At 40.6% G+C, this 21,660-nt stretch carries 26 protein-coding genes; 15 read left to right on the top strand and 11 right to left on the bottom strand.

The genetic code is table 11. The features are described from left to right. The first annotated feature begins 159 nt into the window (after positions 1-159). From IRQ78_RS05075 to IRQ78_RS05130, 12 genes are all read left to right on the top strand, one after another. On the top strand, positions 160-825 hold the full coding sequence (locus tag IRQ78_RS05075) for a Bax inhibitor-1/YccA family protein (RefSeq protein WP_062564480.1): 666 nt from the start codon (positions 160-162) through the stop codon (positions 823-825). 55 nt (positions 826-880) lie between these two features. Continuing rightward, complete coding sequence (gene tusD, locus IRQ78_RS05080; protein WP_054551401.1) at positions 881-1,234, top strand: sulfurtransferase complex subunit TusD; 354 nt, start codon at positions 881-883, stop codon at positions 1,232-1,234. Continuing rightward, a complete protein-coding gene (tusC, locus tag IRQ78_RS05085) occupies positions 1,231-1,587 on the top strand; it encodes a sulfurtransferase complex subunit TusC (protein WP_194441526.1) in 357 nt (118 codons plus the stop codon). Before tusD ends, tusC begins: the two co-directional genes overlap by 4 nt. A gap of 47 nt (positions 1,588-1,634) precedes the next feature. Next, complete coding sequence (locus IRQ78_RS05090) at positions 1,635-1,850, top strand: DsrH/TusB family sulfur relay protein (RefSeq protein WP_228482524.1); 216 nt, start codon at positions 1,635-1,637, stop codon at positions 1,848-1,850. A gap of 3 nt (positions 1,851-1,853) precedes the next feature. Next, positions 1,854-2,183 carry a TusE/DsrC/DsvC family sulfur relay protein gene (locus IRQ78_RS05095; protein ID WP_054551404.1) on the top strand — a complete coding sequence of 110 codons (330 nt, stop codon included), beginning with the start codon at positions 1,854-1,856 and terminating at the stop codon, positions 2,181-2,183. After that, entirely contained in the window at positions 2,183-2,830 is a 648-nt protein-coding gene (locus IRQ78_RS05100; protein WP_194441528.1) for an rRNA large subunit pseudouridine synthase E, read from the top strand. The genes IRQ78_RS05095 and IRQ78_RS05100 overlap by 1 nt, the downstream gene beginning before the upstream one ends. Beyond that, complete coding sequence (locus IRQ78_RS05105; protein ID WP_194441529.1) at positions 2,823-3,257, top strand: NUDIX hydrolase; 435 nt, start codon at positions 2,823-2,825, stop codon at positions 3,255-3,257. Before IRQ78_RS05100 ends, IRQ78_RS05105 begins: the two co-directional genes overlap by 8 nt. Before the next feature lie 177 nt (positions 3,258-3,434). Beyond that, complete coding sequence (gene mnmA, locus IRQ78_RS05110; RefSeq protein WP_138557614.1) at positions 3,435-4,535, top strand: tRNA 2-thiouridine(34) synthase MnmA; 1,101 nt, start codon at positions 3,435-3,437, stop codon at positions 4,533-4,535. After that, on the top strand, positions 4,535-5,137 hold the full coding sequence (gene hflD, locus IRQ78_RS05115; protein ID WP_194441530.1) for a high frequency lysogenization protein HflD: 603 nt from the start codon (positions 4,535-4,537) through the stop codon (positions 5,135-5,137). Before mnmA ends, hflD begins: the two co-directional genes overlap by 1 nt. 33 nt (positions 5,138-5,170) lie before the next feature. Further along, a complete protein-coding gene (gene purB, locus IRQ78_RS05120) occupies positions 5,171-6,541 on the top strand; it encodes an adenylosuccinate lyase (protein ID WP_166340281.1) in 1,371 nt (456 codons plus the stop codon). 73 nt (positions 6,542-6,614) lie between these two features. After that, positions 6,615-7,760, top strand: a complete 1,146-nt coding sequence (locus IRQ78_RS05125) for a cupin domain-containing protein (RefSeq protein WP_194441531.1) — start codon at positions 6,615-6,617, stop codon at positions 7,758-7,760. 12 nt (positions 7,761-7,772) lie between these two features. Beyond that, positions 7,773-8,231, top strand: coding sequence for a GNAT family N-acetyltransferase (locus IRQ78_RS05130; RefSeq protein WP_138615853.1), 459 nt, complete (start codon positions 7,773-7,775; stop codon positions 8,229-8,231). Positions 8,232-8,299: 68 nt separating this feature from the next. Here the strand turns inward: IRQ78_RS05130 and IRQ78_RS05135 are convergent, their stop codons facing one another. The 6 genes from IRQ78_RS05135 to IRQ78_RS05160 form a co-directional block, all read right to left on the bottom strand. Continuing rightward, complete coding sequence (locus IRQ78_RS05135; protein ID WP_054551411.1) at positions 8,300-8,746, bottom strand: DUF4826 family protein; 447 nt, start codon at positions 8,744-8,746, stop codon at positions 8,300-8,302. A 113-nt stretch (positions 8,747-8,859) separates the two neighbouring features. Beyond that, positions 8,860-9,390 (bottom strand): DUF924 family protein, encoded by a 531-nt coding sequence (locus tag IRQ78_RS05140; RefSeq protein ID WP_194441532.1) that lies wholly within the window; start codon positions 9,388-9,390, stop codon positions 8,860-8,862. Between the two features lie 9 nt (positions 9,391-9,399). Continuing rightward, positions 9,400-10,644 carry a lipoprotein-releasing ABC transporter permease subunit gene (locus tag IRQ78_RS05145; protein WP_054561608.1) on the bottom strand — a complete coding sequence of 415 codons (1,245 nt, stop codon included), beginning with the start codon at positions 10,642-10,644 and terminating at the stop codon, positions 9,400-9,402. Continuing rightward, positions 10,634-11,332: a lipoprotein-releasing ABC transporter ATP-binding protein LolD gene (gene lolD / locus IRQ78_RS05150; protein WP_194441533.1), complete on the bottom strand. Its 699-nt coding sequence runs from the start codon at positions 11,330-11,332 to the stop codon at positions 10,634-10,636. The genes IRQ78_RS05145 and lolD overlap by 11 nt, the downstream gene beginning before the upstream one ends. Continuing rightward, entirely contained in the window at positions 11,325-12,542 is a 1,218-nt protein-coding gene (locus IRQ78_RS05155) for a lipoprotein-releasing ABC transporter permease subunit (RefSeq protein ID WP_138600616.1), read from the bottom strand. The genes lolD and IRQ78_RS05155 overlap by 8 nt, the downstream gene beginning before the upstream one ends. A gap of 89 nt (positions 12,543-12,631) precedes the next feature. Beyond that, complete coding sequence (locus IRQ78_RS05160; RefSeq protein WP_082389169.1) at positions 12,632-13,513, bottom strand: LysR family transcriptional regulator; 882 nt, start codon at positions 13,511-13,513, stop codon at positions 12,632-12,634. 110 nt (positions 13,514-13,623) lie between these two features. On the opposite strand from IRQ78_RS05160, the gene IRQ78_RS05165 reads away from it, so the two are divergent. After that, positions 13,624-14,745 carry an S-(hydroxymethyl)glutathione dehydrogenase/class III alcohol dehydrogenase gene (locus tag IRQ78_RS05165; RefSeq protein WP_054551417.1) on the top strand — a complete coding sequence of 374 codons (1,122 nt, stop codon included), beginning with the start codon at positions 13,624-13,626 and terminating at the stop codon, positions 14,743-14,745. Between the two features lie 54 nt (positions 14,746-14,799). Next, positions 14,800-15,636, top strand: coding sequence for an S-formylglutathione hydrolase (gene fghA, locus IRQ78_RS05170; RefSeq protein WP_194441534.1), 837 nt, complete (start codon positions 14,800-14,802; stop codon positions 15,634-15,636). Positions 15,637-15,650: 14 nt separating this feature from the next. Here the strand turns inward: fghA and IRQ78_RS05175 are convergent, their stop codons facing one another. The 3 genes from IRQ78_RS05175 to IRQ78_RS05185 form a co-directional block, all read right to left on the bottom strand. After that, the gene (locus tag IRQ78_RS05175) at positions 15,651-15,959 is read right to left on the bottom strand and encodes a hypothetical protein (RefSeq protein WP_194441535.1); all 309 of its coding nucleotides are present in this window, start codon (positions 15,957-15,959) and stop codon (positions 15,651-15,653) included. After that, complete coding sequence (locus tag IRQ78_RS05180; protein ID WP_166340299.1) at positions 15,949-16,290, bottom strand: hypothetical protein; 342 nt, start codon at positions 16,288-16,290, stop codon at positions 15,949-15,951. Before IRQ78_RS05180 ends, IRQ78_RS05175 begins: the two co-directional genes overlap by 11 nt. 75 nt (positions 16,291-16,365) lie before the next feature. Beyond that, positions 16,366-17,859, bottom strand: coding sequence for a BCCT family transporter (locus tag IRQ78_RS05185; RefSeq protein WP_228482525.1), 1,494 nt, complete (start codon positions 17,857-17,859; stop codon positions 16,366-16,368). A gap of 227 nt (positions 17,860-18,086) precedes the next feature. Here IRQ78_RS05185 and IRQ78_RS05190 point away from each other — a divergent pair, with 227 nt between their 5' ends. Continuing rightward, positions 18,087-18,503 (top strand): MgtC/SapB family protein, encoded by a 417-nt coding sequence (locus IRQ78_RS05190; RefSeq protein WP_054561617.1) that lies wholly within the window; start codon positions 18,087-18,089, stop codon positions 18,501-18,503. 4 nt (positions 18,504-18,507) lie between these two features. Here IRQ78_RS05190 and IRQ78_RS05195 read toward each other — a convergent pair whose 3' ends face one another. After that, positions 18,508-19,584, bottom strand: a complete 1,077-nt coding sequence (locus tag IRQ78_RS05195; protein ID WP_166340301.1) for an energy transducer TonB — start codon at positions 19,582-19,584, stop codon at positions 18,508-18,510. Positions 19,585-19,685: 101 nt separating this feature from the next. Continuing rightward, the gene (locus IRQ78_RS05200; protein ID WP_194441536.1) at positions 19,686-21,584 is read right to left on the bottom strand and encodes a beta-ketoacyl synthase; all 1,899 of its coding nucleotides are present in this window, start codon (positions 21,582-21,584) and stop codon (positions 19,686-19,688) included. Positions 21,585-21,660 lie beyond the last annotated feature (76 nt).

Genomic DNA, 21,660 nt, shown 5'->3' on the forward strand with positions numbered 1-21,660 from the left:
CAACAGCGTTTAGATTGTGCGCAACATTGAACTTTTCGATTATTTATCTTGTCTATTGATCCACAATAGTTTGCCCAAATATATAACTCTTGATAGGCTTAGTTCAATTTAATAATTGGAACTAACGAACGTATAAGTTCATTTAAAGGAGCTCTAACAATGGCGTTTAATCAATCGTACAATACTGCAAGACCAGTAATGTCGACTATTGAAACCAATAAAGTTTTAAAGAATACCTATTTCTTACTGGCAATGACACTGGCATTTAGCGCAGTGACAGCAGGTATATCAATGGCAATGAATCTACCTTATTTTATGGGGTTAGTATTTAGTTTGATTGCATTCGGTGTACTTTTTGTTGTTAACAAAAAGGCCGACAGTGCATCAGGTGTTGCTTGGGTATTTGTTTTCACAGGTTTAATGGGCGCAGGACTTGGTCCAATGCTTAACTACTACGCTGCAATGCCAAATGGCCCTATGCTGATTATGCAAGCGTTAGGCTCTACTGCTTTAATCTTCTTTGGTTTGTCGGCTTATGCGCTTACCACTAAAAAAGACTTCTCATTTATGGGTGGCTTTTTAACTGTGGGTTTAATCGTGGTTATTATTGCAAGCCTAGTTAACTTATTTATTGGCAGCTCTATTACCTTTATGGTTATTAATGCTGCAGTTGTGCTAATTATGTCTGGTTTAATCTTATTTGACACTAGCCGCATTATTAATGGCGGCGAGACTAATTACATCCGCGCAACAGTTGCTTTATACCTGAACGTATATAATTTATTTACGTCTCTTCTTCACCTACTTGGTGCAAGTGATGACTAATTAAATAGTTCTGCTAAAATAGCCCCTTTCTAGGGGCTTTTTTATTGGATGCGTTTTGGCACAATTTGTACTTTCTCTTCATACCGCGCCGACCGATCACGACACAACTCAACGGCTAATTAAATTTGCACAGGCCTGTCTTGACTCTGGTCACTCAATTGCAGCTATCTTTCTTTATCAAGCTGGTGTTTACCACGCAAGTAACCATTTAGAACTTGCCAGCGACGAGCTTCCAATTAACCGTTTGTGGCAGTCGTTAAGTGAGCAAGAGATCCCTCTACTGCTATGTGTCACTGCTGCTGAAAAGCGTGGCTTAGATATCGATAACACAGGCGTGTTTACCGTCGCTGGGCTTGCAGAATTTGCGATGCTTGTCAGTGAAGCGGATAAATGGGTGCAATTTAAATGAAAAACATTTTAGTAATAAGCCAACATGGCCCATTTGACGATCAACATATTCGTGAATCACTCGACACCACACTAATTTTTGCCGCTATTGAACAAAACATTAGTTGGCTTCTAAGTGGTGAGGCTGTTTTAGCTTTGAAAAAAAATCAACAGCCAGAGCAACTTGGCATAAAAAACTATTTTAAAACCATTAAAACCCTAGAGTTATACGATGTTGAAAACATATATGTATGTGAAAAGTCGTTAATGGATTTTAACCTTTCAGAAGATAGTCTGATTATCGATGTTAAAGTAGCTAACTTTGAGCAACAGCGAGACTTAATTAGCCAACAGCATCAAGTGGTGACCTTATGAGTACCTTGCATATTTTTTCAAAACCCTTAGCTCACTATTGCAATAATATGTTGGCAAATTTAATTTCTTCAGAAGATACAGTGCTACTTGTTAGTGACGCTTGCTATAACAACATGCAGTTTAAGCAGTTCTCTGCAGCAATTCATTTACTTGAAGAAGACGCTGCAGCCCGTGATATTTCATTTAATCAAGGCGATATCGCAATAAACTACGCGCAGTTTGTAGAAATGACTTTAAACGCAAAAAACACGATTACTTGGTAAACCATGCTTGAATTTAATGACAAACAGATAGAAACAGACAAACAAGGGTATTTACTTGATTCAAACGATTGGTGTGAAGAGCTTGCACCTATTATTGCTGAGCAAGAGAACATTACCTTAAGTGAGCAGCACTGGGAAGTTGTGCATTTTGTGCGTGATTTTTACGTAGAGTACAACACCAGCCCGGCAATACGCATGCTGGTCAAAGCAATGGCCCAAAAGCTAGGTGAAGAAAAAGGTAATAGCATGTATTTGTATAAGCTATTCCCTAAAGGCCCAGCAAAGCAAGCGACTAAAATTGCAGGTTTACCTAAGCCGGCTAGGTGTATTTAATGGTTAATAAAGCCAATAGCAAATCACGTCGCAGCAGCGGTCGAACTTATTCAAGGCCGACTCAAAAACGCCAAGTTAAAAAAGCAATTAGCCCTGAGCAGCGCAAAGTGGTGCTATTTAACAAACCATTTGATGTGCTTTGCCAATTTACCGATGACCAAAACCGCAAAACCCTTGCCGACTTTATTACTATTAAAGACGTGTATGCAGCAGGACGCTTAGATAGAGATAGCGAAGGACTGTTGCTACTTACCAACTGCGGTAAATTACAACACACACTCACTGAACCCAATAAAAAAACAGCTAAAACTTATTGGGTGCAAGTAGAAGGTGATGTTACTGATGAGGCTATCTTTGCACTTAACAAAGGTGTAGAGCTTAAAGATGGCATGACCAAGCCTGCCAAAGTGAGACGTATTGATGAGCCGTCAATTTGGCCACGTACCCCGCCCGTTCGCGAGCGTAAAAACATACCAACCAGTTGGTTAGAAATCTCTATCACTGAGGGCCGTAATCGCCAAGTTCGCCGTATGACAGCGCATGTTGGCTTCCCTACTTTGCGATTAATTCGTTACAGCATTGGTAACTATACCCTTGATGGATTAGATAATGGCCAGTCTAAAGTAGTGAACAACCCTGATGCATAAACCCAATGTCACAGTAGCCGCCATCGTCACATGCCAAGACAAATTTTTACTTGTTAAAGAGCGCGATAAACACACAGGTGATATTTGCTATAACCAGCCTGCGGGTCATCTAGAAGCCAATGAAACCTTAGCAGAAGCAGCTCATCGCGAACTTATTGAAGAAACAGGCATTAGCCTTAATGCCAGTCACCTTGTTGGTATCTATAATTTACATGCCGCAAATGGCGTTCACTATATGCGTTTTAGCTTTGCTTTTAATAGCCCAGAGCTATTTGAACCATCTCCCCAAGATGATGACATTCTTAGCGCAGATTGGTTTAGCCTTGAGCAAATTAAAAGCCTGCCGCTTAGAAGCCCTCTGGTTTTAAAATGCATTGAAGATTATTTAGCTGGTAAAGCCTACCCACTTAGTTTGATTTACCAATAACCACTGTGATTTTGGCTGGTTTGGGTGTCTAAAAGTTTGCTATGCCCAAACCACTATTACTTGCAATCAATGCCTTGCCTAAATTGCTTTTAATTCCAACTGAAACTCGCATCTTGAGGTGGTTTGGGTATATAATATCGGCCTTTCCATAGCAGTTAAAAAATGACAGCGAATATTATGAGCGAAAATAGTCACATTAAAGTCATCGTGGGTATGTCCGGCGGTGTTGATTCTTCTGTATCAGCGTATTTATTAAAGCAACAAGGCTATCAAGTTGAAGGCCTGTTCATGAAAAACTGGGAAGAAGACGATAATGATGAATATTGCGCTGCAGCTGAAGACCTACAAGACGCACAAGCTGTGTGCGATAAGCTAGGTATTGAGCTTCACACTGTAAATTTTGCAGCCGAATACTGGGACAACGTGTTTGAATACTTTTTAGCAGAGTACAAGGCAGGTCGTACACCAAACCCAGACATCATGTGTAATAAAGAAATCAAATTCAAAGCATTTTTAGAATTTGCAGCACAAGCACTTGGTGCTGATTACATCGCTACTGGCCACTATGTTCGCCGTGAAAAACGCGGTGATAAATTTGTAATGTGTCGTGGCCTTGATGACAACAAAGATCAAAGCTATTTCTTATACACTCTAAGCCATGAGCATATTGCACAAACACTTTTCCCTGTTGGCGATATTGCTAAGCCTGAAGTACGCCGCATCGCTGAAGAGCAAGACTTAATCACTCACGATAAAAAAGACAGTACCGGTATCTGTTTTATTGGTGAGCGTAAATTTAAAGACTTCTTACAAAAATTCTTACCAGCACAGCCAGGTAAAATTGAAGATACCGATGGCAACGAAGTGGGTGAGCACGAAGGCTTGATGTACCACACACTTGGTCAACGTAAAGGTCTATTAATTGGCGGCATGAAAGAAGGTTCGGGTGAACCTTGGTATGTAGTTGATAAAGACGTTGAGCGTAACGTATTAGTGGTTGGTCAAGGTAAAGACCACCCTCGCCTATACAGCAATGGTTTAAATGCAAACCAGCTGCACTGGGTTGACCGCGAAGGTCCGAAAGGGACCACACGCTGTACTGTTAAAACCCGCTATCGCCAAGAAGATATCAGCTGTACTTTACTTGTTGGTGAAGATGGTATGGCACGCGTACTATTTGATGAGCCACAAAAGGCAGTGACACCGGGCCAATCAGCCGTATTTTACGCTGACGAAGTCTGTTTAGGTGGCGGCATTATTGATTCGGTGATCAAATAATGACAGAGCACCAAGTCATGGCTTTAGCTGCCATGTGTCAAGTTGCTAAACAAGTACAAAAAGTTGCGCAATATGGCCAAGGCAGTGTTCACGAATTAGAAAAATTACTAAACTGTATTGTTGAAACATCACCAAATAGCCCTGAAGACGTGTATCAGGGTAAGCATAATTTACGTGAAGGCTATCGCATTTTGATTGCACAGCTTTCGGCTGGCGCCGACAAAGACGTCGAAATCGTAAAATATGTGGGTGGTTTAATGCAATTAGAACGTGCATTAAGTTCAAAACAAAACAGCTTAAATGAATTAGGTCGTCGCATTGATGATGTTAAACGTCGCCTCGACCATTTTGCTATCACAGATGATACTGTAGTAGCAGCGCTTGCTGATATTTACTCATCGGTGCTAAGCCCCCTTGGGCATCGTATTCAAGTGTATGGCAAGCCAGAGTTATTAAAACAGCAGCTCACGCAAAACAAAATTCGTGCCCTATTATTGGCCGGAATTCGTAGTGCCGTGTTATGGCGACAAATGGGCGGTAAACGCCGTCACTTTTTCTTTGCAAAAAGAAAAATCCTCGCTATTGCTAAACAATCAATTTAATTATCGTTCAAACTAGACAATTTAGGAGTCATTATGGAGCTTTCAGCGTTAACCGCTATCTCTCCGGTAGATGGTCGCTATGGCAGCAAGACCACGGAACTACGCAGCATTTTCAGCGAATTTGGTTTAATCAAATACCGTGTAACTGTTGAAGTTCGTTGGTTACAAGCTTTATCTGCAGCTAGCGCAATCAAAGAAGTACCGGCTTTTAGCGACGAGGCTAATGCTTTACTTAATGCCATTGTTGATAACTTTAGCGAAGCGGATGCAGCACGCGTTAAAGAGATCGAGCGCACAACTAACCATGACGTAAAAGCAGTTGAATACCTACTTAAAGAAAAAGTAGCTGATAACGCAGAGCTCAACGCAGTTAACGAATTCATTCACTTTGCATGTACTTCAGAAGACATCAATAACCTGTCTCACGGTTTAATGCTGACTGAAGCGCGTGACAAAGTATTACTTCCATACTGTGACCAACTTCTAAATGCATTAAAAGAAAAAGCAGTTGAGTACAAGTCAGTTGCGATGATGACACGTACCCACGGTCAACCAGCTACCCCTTCGACAATGGGTAAAGAGTTTGCAAACGTCTACATGCGCTTAAAGCGTCAACGTGACCAAATTGCTAACGTAGAAATGTTAGGTAAAATCAACGGTGCTGTAGGTAACTACAACGCTCACCTGAGTGCATACCCAGATTACGATTGGCACAACCACGCTGAGCAGTTCGTAACGAGCCTAGGTCTCACGTTCAACCCGTTTACAACACAAATCGAGCCACACGATTACATTGCTGAGTTATTCGATGCAGTTGCACGTTTCAACACTGTATTACTTGATTTTGACCGTGACGTTTGGGGCTACATTGCACTTAACCACTTTAAACAAAAAACAATCGCAGGTGAGATTGGTTCATCAACTATGCCTCACAAAGTAAACCCGATTGATTTTGAAAACTCTGAAGGTAACTTAGGTATTGCTAACGCTATCTTTACTCACCTTGCGCAAAAACTACCTGTTTCTCGCTGGCAACGTGACTTAACTGACTCAACAGTGTTACGTAACCTAGGTGTTGGTATGGGCTACACACTTATCGCTTACCAAGCGACATTAAAAGGTGTTAGCAAGCTTGAAGTAAACGAAGAGCGTTTATTAGCAGAACTAGACCAAAACTGGGAATTACTAGCAGAGCCAATCCAAACGGTTATGCGTAAATATGGTATCGAAAAGCCATATGAAAAACTTAAAGACCTTACTCGTGGTAAGCGCGTAAACCAAGAAATCATGGCTGATTTCATCGATGGTCTTGAGTTACCTGAAGAAGCAAAAGTAGAAATGAAAAAATTAACTCCGGCTAATTACATTGGTCGTGCTGTTGAGTTCATCGACAACTTAGCTTAAATTCAAATTAAGACTTAAAAAAGCGAAAGGCCTTCCTTTCGCTTTTTTTATATCAATTCGCTTAGGTCATGTTATGTATCAATTAACCATCAATTCATTAACCCAAGAGCAATTTTTAGCTGAGTATTGGCAGAAAAAACCATTACTTATAAAGCAAGGCTTCAAGGATTTTGCTGATCCGATTGAGCCCGAAGAATTGGCCGGTCTTGCCATGGAAGAAAGCATTGAATCACGTATTGTGACCAATCACTCAGATGATTGGCAAGCATACCATGGTCCTTTTGAAGACTTTAGCTTGCTAACTGAAAAGCACTCAACATTACTGGTGCAAGCAGTTGACCATTGGTATAGCGATGCAGCGCAACTACTTGAGCCATTTCGATTTATTCCCAACTGGCGTATCGATGACTTGATGATCAGCTACTCTACCCCGGGTGGTGGCGTGGGCCCGCATTTGGATCAATACGACGTGTTTATTATTCAAGGTGAAGGTAAACGCCACTGGCGAGTTGGTTTACCTGATGCGAACTTAAAGCAATTTGCACAAAATAAGAGCCTGTTACAAGTTGAGCAATTTCCTGCCGTGATCGACTGTGTGTTAGAGCCGGGAGATATTCTCTATATTCCACCAGGTTGCCCACATGAAGGTTACGCAGTTGAAAATGCACTTAATTACTCTGTAGGTTTTAGAGCGCCAAATCAACGCGATTTATTATCACAATTTGCCGATCACCTTATCGATACTGAGCTTGGTAATCAACGATACGGTGATGCAGAGCTTAAGTTGCGCTCATCTAAAGGTGAGCTTAACCAAACTGAAGCAGAAAAAGTAAAGCAACTTATGATTGCTGCAATTAATGATGACGCAGTATTCAAGACTTGGCTTGGTAACAGTATGAGTCAGCCAAAGCATGACATGGATTTAGCGCCTTTAGAAGAACCATATACTTTAGATGACGTAAATGACTTACTCAATGATGAAGACGTTGTTTTTGAGCGTTTAGGTGGTACCCGCGCTATCTATCAAGTAATTGACGATAAAATACTTTTAAGTATTAATGGTGTTAATTACATGCATGATTTAACTGACCTTGAATTAATAACAAAGCTCACCGATCAGACATGGGTGACCGCTGCTGACATAAATAGTTCAAAAAATAATCATATTTTCTTGAAAACCTTTACTACACTTTTAAATGAGGGTATTTGGTTTTGTTAGGAGTGTGTGTTTATGGGCTATCAAATAGATGAAGTTGAATGGAGTATCGACAAGGAACTCTTACAACAAATCCGAGAGCGGGTATTTGTATATGAACTACATATCCCAAGACACATTGAGTTTGACCATCTAGATAAAATAGCACATCACGTGCTCGTTACAGATGAAGGTAAACGCCCAGTTGCTACTGGGCGTTTATGTAATGATGGCCTTATCGGCCGTATTGCAGTTTTACCAGAACACCGTAATCGTTCAGTTTATAAATCATTATTGAATTACTTAGTTAATTTGGCTGAAAAGCAAGGCTGTGATTGTGTCAGCATAAATTGCATATTGAATGAAGTAGATAGATTCAAACAAAATGGTTTTTCGGCTGATGGTTTAGTGTTTATGGAAGCTGGTATTCCAAGGCAACGAATGCTCTGCCCGATTAAGCAATTTGATACGCGGCCATTCACTTTGGTGCATTAAGGTACATGTAAAACAAAAAAGCTAAATAACATTATTCAGCTTTTTTGTTAGAAGGTATGTAGAGTTAGTTATGCTGGCTCATTTTGCCACATTTCTTCTTTTTCAAATAACTCATATAAGCCATGGGCACGGTTGATTAACAGATTAGCAAAATCAGCTTTGGTTTTATCTACCGCACCTGATTGCATTAGCTGATCAGCCTTCATTTGCCACTGCATTGAGAAATAACGTAATACTTCACGTGCATTGTTTGCTGCGCTTGCTTCAGCGTGATCGGTTGGTAAACGACCTGTGATCACCCAATAGCTCTTACCGTTTTGTGCTTTAAATTTCCAAATAGCTACTAATGGCGCAATAAAACGGCTTTCTTTTTCTACAACAGTTTGCGGAATAACGCCTTTTTCAGCTAAATGCTTTTGTGCATTTTCGAAACATTCTCTTTGCCAAATAACACTTTGTTTTTGCGCTTCAGCTTGTTCTTCTGGTGTTAATGGTCTTGCTTGTTTTTGTTCCATGGTGGTTACTCTTTTACAACATTTCTGACACTTTAAGGTTTAAAATGGCGCTGTGCAAGTGTTTACAGGCAATCAAAGAGCATTTAAATTTACTTGCGTACTATTCAATCAACCTAGAAAGAAGAGTTAGGCTCAGTTAAAAATTGCAGTTCTTCAGGAGTTGATTCGCGACCTAAAATCCTATTGCGATGTGGGTAGCGACCAAACCTATCAATAATCACTTTGTGCTTTAGTTCAAATTCATAATTACTCATGCCTTTAAACAATTGCTCAGCCTGCTGGTGAATGATTTTAGATTCACTGTGCATAAACGGCATGTAAATAAACGCAGCTTGAGAGCTAGGTAATTTTTTATCAAAGCCAAGTTCAACTGCTCTTTGCGCTAAGCTTAGTGCTTGTGGATCTTGGCTAAACGCTTTCACCGTATTACGATAAATATTGCGCGAAAACTGATCTAACACGATAATTTCAGCTAAAGAACCTAGAGCATCAACTCGCCAATCAGCATGCTCGCCAGCGATAACCTTTAAAAGGCATTCTGAAAACTCACGTGTAATTAAGGCATCCACTTCATCTGATTGCTGATACCAAGCTTCTGGGCCTAATTCATCAAACCAAAAATCGATAATCCTTTGCTTATCCATAAACACTCCTTAATTACCAAGAACTTTTGCAGGGTCAACTCGGGTTGCTTGCCACGCAGGATATAAGGTTGCCAAAATAGCGAGAACAAAAGTAACAATCACCGTTATAACAATATCTTGCCAAACTAATTTACTGGGTAAAAACTCAATAAAATAAACCCCTTGTAATGGGTTATCGCCAAATAAGTTACTTGCCCAAGTGAACAGTTCACTGATGTTTAACGCAAGCATCACACCGATAACTGTGCCTAAGATCACACCGATTAAAGCTTGTGTAAAGCCTTGCATTACGAAGGTTGCTAAAATGGTGCTATCTTGTGCGCCCATGGTTTTTAAAATTGCGATGTTTGCCTGTTTTTCACGTACTTCCATCACTAAAGACGAAACAATATTAAAACTCGCTACAGCAATTATTAAAAACACCACGATATACACAATCGTGCGAACCATTTGAATATCTTGATATAAGCTACCCTGGGTTCTAAACCAACTCGAGACATAGACATAATCAGGAATAACTTGCCCCACACGCATCGCCGTTTGATGGGCTGCGAACACATCAGCTACTTGTAGACGTAAACCGGTTACTTGGTTTTGCTCAAAACTCAACACACTTTGCGCTTTATCAAGGCGAATGAAAGCCGCCGTTTCATCAATTGGGCCACCCATTTTTATAATACCCGCAAGATTCAAGCTCACACGTTTTGGCGCCAATAAAGTGTTACTTTGCTGGTTTATCTGTGGGATTAATAAGGTAACTGGGTCGCCAATTTTAAGACCTAATCGGTTGACTATTTGCTGCCCTAACAGTACATCTTCTTGTTGTAACTGACTAACTAAGCGCCCTTCTGTAAATTGGTTTAACGCCGACACTTGGTTTTCAAATTCAGGGCTAACACCACGCACTTCAACTGCTTTTAACTCACTTTTATATTGCGCCATACCGTTGACACTAATAAACGGCGCAGCACCTGTTACACCGGCTTGAGAGCGTAGTAGAGCAACTTTTGACTGCCAGTTATTGATTGGTTTGTTAGGGGCAACATATTCAACCTGCGGAACTACCGATAAAAGTCGATGTACTAATTGCTGCTCAAAGCCATTAATCACTGACAAAGCAACAATTAACACGGCGACTCCTAAAAGTATGCCGATTGTCGATGCTTTAGCGATAAAGCTAACAAAACCGTTTTGTCCGTCTTTTTGGCCACTATGGGCACGAAAGCGTTTTGAAATAAAGGCACTAAGCAACATGCTGAGACTCTTTAATTGCAAGCTTACCATCATCTAAATAGGCAATTTTGCCTAGTTTATCTGCAAGTTCTAAATCATGGGTTACCACAACAAAACTGGTTTTTAAGCTAGTATTTAATTCTTTAATTAAATCGTAAATCTTAATTGCGTTTTGTTTATCTAGGTTACCCGTAGGTTCATCGGCTAGCACTAAAGCAGGCTCAGTAACTAATGCACGTGCGATTGCAACCCGCTGCCTCTCACCACCTGATAACGCCGATGGTTTATGTTCGCTACGATGAGATAACCCTACTTTATCTAGCATGTTACGGGCTTTTTCGGTTGCCGCTTTTGCGCTTAAGCCTTTAATTAATAATGGCATTGCAACATTTTCGATGGCAGTAAATTCCATTAATAGATGATGGAATTGATAAATGAAACCTAAATTTTCATTTCTGAAACTGGCTTGTTGTTTACGGTTTAATTTAGAAACTTGCTGGCCTTTAATTTCAACCTTGCCTGAGCTTTCGTTATCTAAGGTACCCAATATATGCAGTAAAGTACTTTTTCCTGAGCCTGAGCTCCCTACAATGGCTAACATTTCGCCTTGTTTAAGAGCTAAATCAACCCCTTTTAATACCGCAACCTCGTTATCGCCATCTTGATAGACTTTATTTAGCTGCTGACAATTGATAACTAAATCATTCATAACGTAATACCTCTGCTGGATTCACTTTTGCAGCTTTTCTGGCAGGATACAAGGTAGCTAAAAAGCTCATCGCAATACTCCCTGCGGCAATAAAACTCAAACTCATCACATCAAATTTAACGGGTAAACTCACGCCCGCTAGTAAATTGATGCCTAACATATTCAATAATTCATTAATGTTGCTACTCAATAGCACACCAAGTAACGCACCAATACTGGTACCGATAAGGCCATTATATAAGCCTTGGATCATAAACACGTGCTGCACTTGTAACGGAGTTAAACCCAGTGTTTGTAAAATAGCGACTTCACTTTGTTTTTCGCTCACCATCATGGTTAATGCCGACACGATATTAAACACTGCCACGAGCACGATTAAGCCAAGTAACATCGACATAATACGCTTTTCCATTGCCACAGCGGCAAATAGTGTCCCTTGGCTAGCTCGCCAATCAGTCACTTTGTAATCGTTTAAAATAGCTAACTGAGATTGTAATACTTGCTCAACAGCAAATGGTTCATACAGCGATACACTCAAGTTAGGTGCTGCTGATTTAGCTAGTTTCAAAACTCTGCCTAACGAATAGCCACTGGTAAATGCCAATGACATATCAATTTCTGACTGTGTTTCATAAAGTGCAGCAACGGTAAACAAGCGCTGACTAGGTACTCGACCAAGGGGAGTATATGAACTGGCATTAGGCATGATCACCCGTACTTTATCCCCAAGCGAAATACCCAATTTTCGACTCAAGTAGCGGCTAATCGCAATATGGTAGTTGCTGTCCATGACTTGTGACCAATTGCCGGCAACAATTTTATCTTTTACGTTATAGATGGAGCTTCCTTCATCATAAAGGCCTTGTAACAATACGCCGTGCAAATCTTGGTTAGTTTGTAAAATGGCTTCGCCATGGCGGTATAGGTTAACTTGTTTAACATCTTGAGAATTTGCTAGTTGCTGCTTTAACTGCAGCATGGTTTCTTTCGAATTATCTTCGGCTGATACTTCAATATGAGGAATTAAACCTAGCATGTTGGTTTTAAGGTTATTTTCAAAGCCATTCATTACTGAACTAACTGTAAACAAGGCCATTAAACCAATAGCAATGCCCGCGATAGAGAAAAATGAAATAAATGAGATAAAGGCATTGCCCTTTGAGGAGCGACTATATCTCAGCCCTATAAAAAGGCTAACAGGTTGAAACATAATAAATTATGGGTATTCCAAGGGCTAAATATGCGCTCATGTTAGCATAGATTTAGCTAGCATGGGATGCGCGAAATTGTAAAAAATAATTATAAATCTGATACTTGAACAGTAGCAACCAAATGGTCAAGTAATGCTTTTACATTGGTTGCAATAAACTGCCTTGGTGGATACACCCCCCACACCCCTTCAGGTTCAGGTGCAACATTCGAAAGAACAGCAGTCAACCTGCCATCGGCTAAGTGTTCATTGACATAGTAATCTGGTAATTGCACGATGCCTAACCCTTTGATAGCAGCGTCAACCAATGCCCAACCACTGTTACAGGCTAAACGCCCAGCCACTTTGATGTGCTTATCTTGGCCCTGCTCTTTTACCCGCCAGTAACTGTTATTACCGATAAGGCAATTGTGCTGATGTAATTCACTGACACTGTGTGGTTGGCCGAATTTATTGATATATTCAGGGCTACAACAAATAACAAGCCTGCGCTGACTGATGCGCCGTGCTTTTAAAGATGAATCTTTTAAATGACCAAGGCGAATAGCCAGATCATACCCATCTTCTAATAGATTAACTTGCTCATTACTTAAATGGCTGATCACTTCAATATCTGGGTGCTTTTGCATAAACGAATGTACCGCAGGCATGATAAAACTTTCACCGTACATCACAGGAGCTGTTAGTTTTATACTGCCTTTAGGTGTCAATTGCTGCTCTGCAAGTAATGCCGTAGCATCATCCATGGCATGTTGTAATTGTTTTGTTTGATGCGCAAATACCTGCCCCTCTTGCGTTAGCACCACTTTACGAGTGGTTCGGGTTAGCAATTGGGTGTTCAATCGCTCTTCTAATTGGCTCACATAGCGGCTTACATGAGCCACTGACATACCCAATAGCTTACTTGCTTTTGTAAAACTGCCTGTTTCTGCTACCGCTAAAAACTCATCAATTCCGTGCCAACGATTCATTATTACCATACTGTAAAAGTGTTTTAATAAAACGAAGATTATCATTCATTGAGAAACAAATAAAATGGACTAAGTTTAATACTTACTTCCAACAACTATAAGGGAACGTTATGACTGATTTTATCAAATCAAAAGCGGCTATCGCTTGGGGTCCAAATCAACCACTATCAATTGAAGAAGTGGATGTAATGATGCCTAAAAAAGGCGAAGTGCTTGTAAAGATTGTTGCTACAGGTGTTTGTCATACCGATGCATTTACTTTATCTGGTGAAGACCCTGAAGGTATTTTCCCAGCAATCCTTGGCCATGAAGGTGGCGGTATCGTTGAAGCCATCGGTGAAGGCGTAACACATGTTGAAGTAGGCGATCATGTTATTCCACTTTACACTGCTGAATGTGGCGAGTGTAAAATGTGTAAATCGGGCAAAACAAACTTATGCTCCGCGGTACGTGAAACGCAAGGTAAAGGGTTAATGCCTGACGGAACAACGCGTTTCTATAAAGATGGTCAACCAATTTATCACTACATGGGTTGCTCTACCTTCTCTGAGTACACTGTATTACCTGAAATTTCACTTGCTAAGGTAAGCAAAGAAGCGCCGCTTGAAGAAATTTGTTTACTTGGTTGTGGTGTAACAACCGGTATGGGTGCTGTTACTAAAACAGCAAAAGTTCAAAAAGGCGATACCGTCGCTATTTTTGGTCTAGGCGGTATCGGTTTATCGGCGATTATCGGTGCGAAAATGGCGGGCGCAAGCCGTATTATTGGTGTTGATATCAATACCAGTAAGTTCGATCTTGCTACTAAACTAGGTGCAACTGATTTAGTCAATCCAAATGACTTCGACAAACCAATCCAAGAAGTTATCGTTGAAATGACTGACGGCGGTGTTGATTTCTCATTTGAATGTATCGGTAATGTTAATGTAATGCGCTCTGCTCTTGAGTGTTGTCACAAAGGTTGGGGTGAATCGGTAATCATTGGTGTTGCAGGTGCAGGCCAAGAGATCTCAACACGTCCATTCCAACTAGTAACAGGCCGTGTATGGCGCGGTAGTGCATTTGGTGGCGTTAAAGGTCGCTCAGAACTACCTGAGATTGTTGAGCGTTATATGAACGGTGAGTTTGCTTTAAATGATTTCATTACACACACCATGAAACTTGAAGATATCAATGAAGCTTTCGACTTAATGCACGAAGGTAAGAGCATCCGCTCAGTTATTCATTATTAATCTTTTATTTGGCGCTAGGTTGATACCTAGCGCTTTTGTTTCAAGGATATGGTTATGCTAGAAAACATAAGCTCAACAAAAGTCAGCGGTGGCTGGCATAAACAATATACCCACCAAGCTAGTAGCACACATTGTGCTATGCGCTTTGCGATTTTTTTACCGCCGGGTGCCAGCGAAACCAATAAAGTACCCGTCATGTATTGGTTGTCAGGTTTAACCTGCACTGATGAAAATTTTATGCAAAAAGCCGGAGCATTTAAAAAAGCGGCTGAACTAGGTATTGCGATTGTCGCTCCAGATACTAGCCCGCGCGGTGAAAATGTGCCTGACGATGACAATTACGATTTTGGTCAAGGTGCTGGTTTTTATGTCAATGCGACTCAAGCGCCTTACAATGTGCACTACAACATGTACGACTATGTTGTTTCTGAGTTACCTGCACTTATCGAAGCGCACTTCCCTGTGACGACTAAAAAAGCCATCGCCGGTCATTCTATGGGTGGTCACGGCGCATTGATGATTGCACTTAAAAATCCTAAACAATACGTCAGCGCCAGTGCTTTTAGCCCGATTGTGAACCCGATTAATTGCCCTTGGGGTGAAAAAGCGTTCAGTAATTACCTAGGTAGTGATAAAGCAAGTTGGCTTGAATACGACAGCTGTGAATTAATGAAAAATGCCGTCACTGATGATTATTTACCCATGCGTATTGATCAAGGTGAGGCCGATAACTTCTTAACTGAGCAACTCAAAACGGAGAACTTATTTGCTGTCGTGAACGAAAAAGATTACCCAGCCGAAATTAACATGCACGCGGGTTATGATCATAGTTACTTCTTCATCAGTAGCTTCATTGATGAACACCTAATGTTTCATCAAAAGTATCTGTGATTAATACTTAATTTTTAGTGTGGGGGCTTAACTTCCTCACACTCTTTAATACTGCGTGTGATTTGCCTGCAAACTAATTGCGGTTGTTCTTCATTTGGTTTGAGTAAACCAATAACAGCGCGATCAATTTCGAAGCCTAACTTTGCGAATGAAAAGCCGTCGGCATCGGTTACAGTACTGTTAGTTTGATTTGCATTTGTAGTTGCAAGATTTGTTGGTTGTGAGTTTTTTGCATAGCCATCGACTATTGACCCCGCCACTGTACACCCCACTAATTGGTAGCTAATTAAGCAAATAACAAGTTTTGAAAAGTTAATCTTCATTAAAACTATCCATTAATGTAGGTCTTTTTTTTGGCTCAGCTTTGACCTCAACACATTCCTTAACTGTGCGACTTATTTGGCGGCATTTAAGCTCAACGTCTTTGTCTTTACTACCGCTCTCCAAGCCTTCAATAATCGCTTTGTCGATTTCATAACCTAGCATCGTCATGGTCATACCATAGTTCACTCGGTCATTATCTTTTTTATCTGCATAGGCACTGGCAGGCTGTGCTTGGCTAGCACGCCCACCAATACCATCAGCAACTAGGCCAATTGCAGTACAGCCACTGAGCAAACTAACAGATAGTAATAGATACAGAGATTTAAGCATTGGTCCTCCAATACACTTAAGCTTATTTTATAAGCATAATAACAAACGCGTAGTTTAACTGTAAAAAACTGTAGATTAATCACAAATATCACGAATAAACTCTTTTAAAAACCCAACCAACTGCAATAGAAATATTAATAAGAAAGGTAAAGCGCCTAAAATTGCAACGCTACGATTTAACGGCTCATCTTGTAACATTAATAATGCAAAGCTGCATAGGAATAATGCTAAACACCATGCATAGAGGGTTACGCGGTTATTTTGCTCAGAGCTAACCAGTTCTCTTATGACTAATATTGCAGAGTCAGCGGATGTGGCAACAAATATCAACAGTAATAATAAGCTGGCCCAAATAAACACGGTTCCTTGCCAGTCTAGTTGATTAAAAAATACAAATAAGCCTTGGCTGTAATCTTGTTTTATTGCGACTAAAATGCCCGCTTGGTTAAGTCTATCCCATTCAATTGCTGCCCCCGAAAAGGTCGCAAACCAAATTATAGTGACTAAAGTTGGAATACACACAACCGCCAAAATAAATTGCCAAACCTTGCGCCCCTGACTAATTTTGGCTAGGAACACACCAACAAATGGCCCCCACGCTAACCACCAAAAGTAATAATTATATGTCCAATGAGTGGCCCAGTCAGGCGTTTTTAACTGGCTATCAAATTGCCAAGTGCCGGTTGCAAGCAACTGTAAATAGTAGCCAGTTCCATCAAATGCAATCTTTATAATAGGCTCAATTGGCACCACTAGTAGCAACCAAACAAGCAGACTAAATGCTAGGAGTACGTTAAATATACTCAGTGACTGTACCCCGCGTCGTAATCCAAATTTAACCGACAGCGAATAAATAACTGCTAACAAACAAACGATTAATGAACCTACTAATAAAGTTGAAGTAACCCCCAACTCAATTTCTACGCCTTTACTTATCAATAAAGTTGAATTAGCTATGGTGCCGACGACCCCAAAAAAAATAGCGATTACCGCAATTAACTTAACAATAAACGACACAGTAAATTTTGCAGACTTATCAAAGCGATTACCAAGCGCCGTTAAAACAGGGGCACAAATATCTCCTGATTTACCACTGTATTGCGTTAATCCCCCAAGCACGAGCGCAAATACTGCATAAAGTGCCCAAGCATGGGCGCCCCAATTAACCAAGGTTAAAGCGAGGCTACTAGCTAGTCTATCTGGGTATAAGCTTTGTTTAAGTGGAGGGTCGAGAGAATGTAATGCAGGCTCTGCTACGCCCCAAAAAACCAAACCAGATCCCATTCCTGCTGCAAACAACATGGCAAACCAACCAAAGTTTGAATACTCAACAACAGCGTGTTCGCCACCTACTTTACGGCTACCGAGTGGGCTAATGGCTAAAATAATGATGGCAAACAATAAAAAATTCACCAATAAGAAAAAGCTACTACCAATCCATTTTAAAATCATTTGTACAAACGGCTGAACTTGCTCAGTGATAACATCAGGCAAAATCACAGCAATCAGTGCACCAAACATACACAGTGCAAGCGCGGTTTTTTCAAGAGAGGAGATGGAATGTTTCAATGTGAAGCCTATTTTGTCAGCGTGTTTAGCATACTGTTAGCATGACTTAAATTCAAACAGCCAAAAGGCTGAAAAAATGACATAGCACTGCGTAAAAATCGCAAATTATAGCAAGGCATGCTTTTAAAAACCCGGCTACATGTCCCTAGTTTCATCATTTTATGTGATTTGTTGATCGGGTATTGAAATTGCAAAGCTATCATAATCTTTATAGCAAGGAACAAAGCATGGACTTTAATATTGATTGGTATGAAATTCTCGATAATTTAATTCACCTAGGCATTGCCTACTTACTTGCCCTTCCTATGGCATTTGACCGAGAAAAAACCAGTAATGGTGCAGGTCTTAGAACATTTCCATTAGTCGCTGTTGCATCTTGTGGTTATGCATTAGTGGGTATGTCTGTTTTAACAAGTTCAGAGGCAGAATCAAAAGTACTCGAAGGGATCATCACGGGTATTGGTTTTATTGGCGGTGGTGCCATTTTGAAGAATAAGAATTCAACGTATGGAACAGCCACAGCAGCCAGTATTTGGAACATGGGACTCATCGGCATTGCTGTGGCATTTAGTCGCTACGAAATCGCTTTTTTAATGGCGTTGATTAATTTCGTAACGCTAAGGTATGTTAAGCGCTTAAAGTAAACGATTAGCTAGCGTCATATTTTGAGTTAACGATGGCATAGCCAGTTTGTTTCACTTTAATCTCAGCAGGGTTTGCAGATTTAACTAATAAACCGCACCGTCTGCTTTGCTCATCAATAACGTATTTAACCGATTCACTCGCTTCAAGGTCAACGACTTGATCAGCACAGCGGATCTGTAATTTAGTGACATCGCTCGCGCCTTCAATTTTGATTGAACCGCGAGATAAAGATAAATATGACAGCTTATCTTTTGAAACATTGATTTGTGAATTAATCTGCGGTGTGCGCGCCAATAAGTCATCAATTTGCTTGATGGTGGCAAGTTTGTTTTCTTCTGAAAACTGTTTACCCTCGATATTATCTAACGCATAAATAGCATTGTAAGCAAGATTAAAATCGCCCTTAAAGCTGTACCATTGTAGCGCACTTTTAGCGACTAAATATTGTATATCCGTTGGCAACTTAGCTCGCAGTAAATAGGCTACAGACAACTGCTCATCAAAGCCAAACCATTGTTGTTGATGATAATAATATTGGCTTTTCAACCAAGCAAACAATGCCTGCTCAGAGGTGTTTTTAGTATGGTCTTTGTATAACTCAGCCAATGCTTGCTCAGCTTTATTAAACTCTTTTGCTTGTAGCATTTTATTGATTTCATCGTATTCATTAATGAAACCACGGCTCGCTTTATCATTTGAGTAACCATTAAAATACTTACCTACTTCAAATGAAAATAGGTAACCCCCTTCTACGGTTTTACCTTCTTTTGTAGCGGGTGCAAACTCTAAGTTGGTTAAGTATTTCTCTGCGTTTTCTTCGCTGCCGCGAGTATCAGATGCCATGATCACTTCAATATCTTTTGCCTTACCATGTGTATCAACCACATAAGACATTAATGCCCAACCTTCAAGGCGAGAGCCGTTATAACTACCTGGGTAACGTTTGTTTGAATTTTTAACAATGTAAGCTGATGTGGCGGCCTGTAAATCAACACCTAAGTCGTTGACATCTCGTGCTAAAGCCTGTGTTGGTAATGCGATAAGTGAACAAAGTGCTGCGAGTTTAGTGAATTTAATCATGATAATGGCTCCAATTCCCTTTGATAGGAACATTTATAGCACTAAAAAAGGCGCTTTAAAAGCGCCTTGCTGTCAAGAATGTGCTTAAACATGCCTTGATCTTAAAACATATCCTGGTAAGGGTTTGGTTTTGATAATAAAACTTTTTTATCAAAACCAGGGATTGTCATTGAATCTTCACTAATCTCAATGTCACTTTCATCAATTAAGCCATCACCAAAACGATAAATTAGCTCATATTGACCTAAATCTGCCTGTTGCTGATAGTCAGCTTGGGCTTTGGCTACCTGAGTATGACGGTCTTGATATTGCGCCATAACCTCATCACCATGACGCTTTGCAAGCATCTTTAATGTAATTGCAGGTGATAACACAGTCGCTGTAGCATTGTTACCGCCAAACCCTTTTGAATTTATAAAGGCAATATCCATGGCATCACATTGATAATGTTCAGTGCGAATATCTAAATGCTCGCTATAAACATCATCTGCCACTTTATCAATTGTGGTTATACCCGGCATAATATTGTGACTAAACACACCTAATGCCATAGCTAATTGGTCACCACTGGCAGGAGCTATAGTATGGCCAACATACGCTTTAGGTGCAGCAACCTTCCAATTATCAATTGCAAAAGTCTCTGCCACTTTATGATAGATCAGTGATTCTGTTACGCGGTTTTGTGGTGTACTTGAGCCGTGAGCTAAAATGAAACTACGCTTTTGTACTGCTTCTTGGCCAACAATACTGCTCGCTAGTGCAACAGATTTGGCCATCGTAATGTAGTTACCAGGGCCCGGTGCTGTTATTGATTTTTTAATGCCATCGGCATTTACAAACACATCTGCAACACTGCCTAACACATCTGCACCTAACTCTAATGCCAATGCATCATCCATTAAAATAGCAACTTGTGCACCTTCACCAATTGTAAAACCACAGTTTTCACCAAATGGACGACTGGTACGACGGTGATCAACCACATCTGTATTATCAAGACGCTTAAGGCCCTCTTCGTTAGCAAGTGCGCTCATATTGCCAAAACCTTCAACGATTTCAGGTGTAATAGCACACTCAACAGACGCCACAATAGCTACACGCGTACGTCCTGCTTGAATATCGTTTACTGCTGCACGTAGGTTATATAAAAACGTGGCACATGCCCCTGATGTAGTAAAGGTTGTTCCCACATTGCCTGTTACATAAGCATTGATAAAGTCAGTCGACATGGTGTTTAAGCCAAGTGCAAGCTGTTTTGTACTCACACGGTCGCCCTGCTGACGCGCACGAATAAGTCCACCAAATCCTTCATCATCAACTTGACCAGCCACAGAAGCTGAGTAAGTGCCAATTTGATCAGGCTCAACGCTATTCATTACCTGCTGCCACGCCAGACCTGTCGAACGAATCGCATCAGTTGCGGCAAAGATAGTCGCTTGCAAGCCTCTTGGTTGATAACGGCTGTTATACATAGCCGAAGGTTCAAAACCTGTTGGTAATTGACCGGCCGCTTTAATTGGATTATCGCGCGTACTGTCATGTTTAATAGCAAGATCAGCACTAATTGTAACTTTCACTTTTTTATCAGTTAATTCTTCAACCTGCCAAGCACTTGGTACTGGAGTTGGTAAATCACGGCGGCGCGTTTCAAAAACAATCTGCTGTTCATCAGACGCTGTTAACGTCATTTTTTGCTGCCATGGCGTTGCATCAACATCGAAGTGATTTTTTTCAATTTTACGAATAAGTGTACCAGCTAAAATTTGTTCACCGAACTTAGCTTCGATGTCTGATTCGGCAATGGTATTGCCGTCAGCATCTTTTAGTAAACCTTCAGTAAGGGTGACTAAGTTCATTAATGTCGCTAAGCCTAAGAATGTCTCCTGACGGGCTTTAGCGTCCAAGCTGTCTAACACGATACGACGATAACCTTGATGAAAAGAAGTGCGGCCAGCGGCATTAATACCACCCATACCGACAATAACGGGTAATGCTGTCATAAAAAACCTTGAGAAAACGTGTTATGAGAATTAAGCCAAGTTTAAATGGATTAATTAACACGCTTTATGCTTAAAT

It is taken from the genome of Pseudoalteromonas simplex (assembly GCF_015278155.1).
Lineage (GTDB): Bacteria > Pseudomonadota > Gammaproteobacteria > Enterobacterales > Alteromonadaceae > Pseudoalteromonas > Pseudoalteromonas simplex.